The 2,983-nt window shown below is 67.5% G+C and carries 3 protein-coding genes; all 3 read right to left on the bottom strand.

Annotation, left to right across the window (positions count from 1 at the left end; all coding sequences use genetic code 11):
• Positions 1 to 1,136: tRNA lysidine(34) synthetase TilS (tilS, locus tag G3N93_RS37250; protein WP_206135262.1), on the bottom strand; the 1,136-nt coding region annotated here is incomplete at its 3' end.
• A 46-nt stretch (positions 1,137 to 1,182) separates the two neighbouring features.
• On the bottom strand, positions 1,183 to 2,154 hold the full coding sequence (locus tag G3N93_RS37245) for an acetyl-CoA carboxylase carboxyltransferase subunit alpha (RefSeq protein ID WP_174941915.1): 972 nt from the start codon (positions 2,152 to 2,154) through the stop codon (positions 1,183 to 1,185).
• Between the two features lie 103 nt (positions 2,155 to 2,257).
• The coding region (locus G3N93_RS37240; protein ID WP_241026861.1) for a DNA-3-methyladenine glycosylase at positions 2,258 to 2,983 on the bottom strand (726 nt) is incomplete at its 5' end.

Raw genomic sequence — 2,983 nt, 5'->3', positions numbered from 1 at the left:
ACCGCGTCGGCGCTTCCCGCATCGGCCGGCGCGAACACGAACGTGCCGCGCCAACCCGGCAGGTGCCAGACTTCCTGCCCGTCCCACGCCAGCATCGATTCCGGATGCGGGCTCCCGGTGCCGTCGTCGGCCGGTTCGCTGCTGTCGCCCGCTTCCCAGTAGACGACATCGCGATAAAGGCGCAGGCATTGCCCCGCGTGATCGACGCGCAGCGCATGCGCGACATTCGTGGCACGCAACTGCCGCATCATGTTGGCGAGCCGGGCGGCCGACGCACCCGGCAGACCGAGCCGGCGCATCCAGAAGCGCAGCAGGTTCGCGCCGCGCGTATCGTCGAACGCGACCAGCGCGTCGCGCGACAGCGCCTGCCCGTCATCGCGCGTGGCAACGGCGAAGTCGAGCTCGGCCAGATCGTCGAGCAGTCGCTGTGCGGCCGCCGCATGCTGGGCCGCGCGGCCCAGTGCGTCGCGAAAACCCGGGAAATGCACGGCCAGCGCCGGCAGCACGTCGATGCGCAACGCATTGCGCGCGTAGCGCGTGTCATTGTTCGATTCGTCGTCGATCCAAGCCAGCTCGTACTGCGTCGCATAGCGCTCGAGTTGCGCACGCAACAGTCGCAGCAGCGGGCGCACACGTTCGACGCTCGCGCCGTCAGGGCGGTAACGCGGCGCCATCGCGGCAAGCCCCGCGATCCCCGCGCCGCGCAACAACTGCAGCAGCACGGTCTCGGCCTGGTCGTCCGCATGCTGCGCGAGCCACAGCGTGGCCGCGCCGTGGCGTTCGCACATCTCGTCGAGCGCCGCATAGCGTCGCTCGCGCGCCGTCGCCTCGACACCGAGGCCGCTGTCGCGCGGCACGTCGACGCGCATCGACTCGAATGCGACACCGAGCCGGGCCGCACTCGCCTCGGCATGCGCAACCCACGCGTCGGCATTCGCACTCAGCCCGTGATGCACGTGCAGCGCGACGCAGCGCGACGCGCCCGCGACGCGCACGGCTGCATCGAGCAGCACCGTCGAGTCGAGGCCACCGCTGTACGCGATCGCGACGCGTGCATCGGACGGCATGCCGGAAAGCGCAACGCCGACCGCGTCGAGAACGACACGGTCGGCGGAGAATTCGGATGGCGGAATCACGAGCGGAACGCGCGCGCAGCGGCGCGCGAATGGAGGACGCAGCCGGTCATGCGCCCGGCGTGGTTTCCTTGAACTTGCCGTAGGCCATCAAGCGCTCGAAGCGGCGCTCGCGCAGCGCATCGATGCTCATGCCCTGGAATTGGCGCAGCGAATCGGCCAGCGCACGGCGCAGCAGCGCAGCCATGCCCTTCGGATCGCGATGCGCGCCGCCGAGCGGCTCGTTGATGATCTTGTCGATCAGGCCGAGCGCCTTCAGGCGATGCGCGGTCAGGCCCAACGCTTCCGCTGCTTCCGGTGCCTTCGCGGCGCTCTTCCACAGGATCGACGCGCAGCCTTCCGGCGAGATCACCGAGTAGGTCGAGAATTGCAGCATCATCACGGTGTCGGCCACTGCGATCGCGAGTGCGCCGCCCGAACCGCCCTCGCCGATCACCGTCGTGATGATCGGCGTCTTCAGCTCGGCCATCACGTACAGGTTGCGGCCGATCGCCTCCGACTGGCCGCGCTCTTCCGCGCCGATGCCCGGGTACGCGCCCGGCGTGTCGACGAACGTGAAGATCGGCAGACCGAACTTCTCGGCGAGACGCATCAGGCGTTCGGCCTTGCGATAGCCTTCCGGCCGCGGCATCCCGAAGTTGCGCGCGGCGCGCTCCTTCGTGTCACGGCCCTTCTGATGACCGATCACCATGCACGGATGGCCGCCGAAGCGCGCGAGGCCGCCGACGATCGACACATCGTCCGCGAATGCGCGGTCGCCGTGCAGCTCGTGAAAATCGGTAAACAGTTCTGAAACGTAATCGAGCGTGTACGGACGCTGCGGATGCCGCGCGATCTGCGAAACCTGCCACGGCGACAGGTTCGCGTAGAGGTCTTTCGTCAGTTGCTGGCTTTTCTTCGACAGCCGCTCGATTTCTTCCGAAATGTCGACAGCCGAGTCGTCCTGCACGAATCGCAGCTCTTCGATCTTGGCCTCGAGTTCGGCGATCGGCTGTTCGAAATCCAGAAACGTGGTCTTCATGTGTTCGAATCCTTGGGTCTTGCGGCAGCGCGTATTCTACCCGCGCGGGCGACGCTCAAAACCGGCTCTCAACTATTGATGTTTAAAACCCGATAGCCGCCGCTCAGGCGTCGGCGTCGGGCGCATCGAGGCTGCGCCACATGTACCAGGTCGCGACGGTGCGCCACGGCTCCCAGTTGGCTGCAACCTCGCGCGCCTCGCTGCGCGTGACGGGTTCCCCGCTGAAGTAATTGACGCTGATCGCGCGGATCAGGCCCGGGTCGTCGAGCGGCAGGACGTCCGGCCGCGACAGGTTGAAGATCAGGAACATCTCGGCCGTCCAACGGCTGATGCCGCGGATCTGCGTGAGTTCCGCGATCACGTCCTCATCGTCCATCGACGTCCATTTGTCGACGTGCAACGCGCCCGACACGAAATGCTGCGCGAGATCGAGGATGTATTCCGTCTTGCGCTTCGACAGCCCGCACGCGATCAGCTTGTCCGCGCCGAGCCGGATCACCGGCTGCGGCGCGAGTTTCGGACAGGCATCCCCGATGCGCGCCCACAGCGACTGCGCCGACGGCACCGAAATCTGCTGGCCGACGACCGAGCGCGCGAGCGTGACGAACGGGTCGCCGCGCTTCACGAGATGCGCGGGACCGAACTTCGGAATCAGTTTCTTCAGGATCCGGTCGCGCTTGACGAGGTCGGCGCATGCCTTGTCCCAGTAAGCAGGACGCACGACGACCTCCTCGCCGTCCGCTTCGGACGCGCGGGCCTTGCGGGCCGCGTCGGCGGCCGGCAGCGCAGCCGCCGGCTGCGCATGACCGTTGAGCGCGCCGTTCGGCAC

The organism is Burkholderia sp. Se-20378 (assembly GCF_017104665.1).
Classification (GTDB): domain Bacteria; phylum Pseudomonadota; class Gammaproteobacteria; order Burkholderiales; family Burkholderiaceae; genus Burkholderia; species Burkholderia lata.
This window is presented reverse-complemented; position numbering and strand designations above follow the sequence as displayed.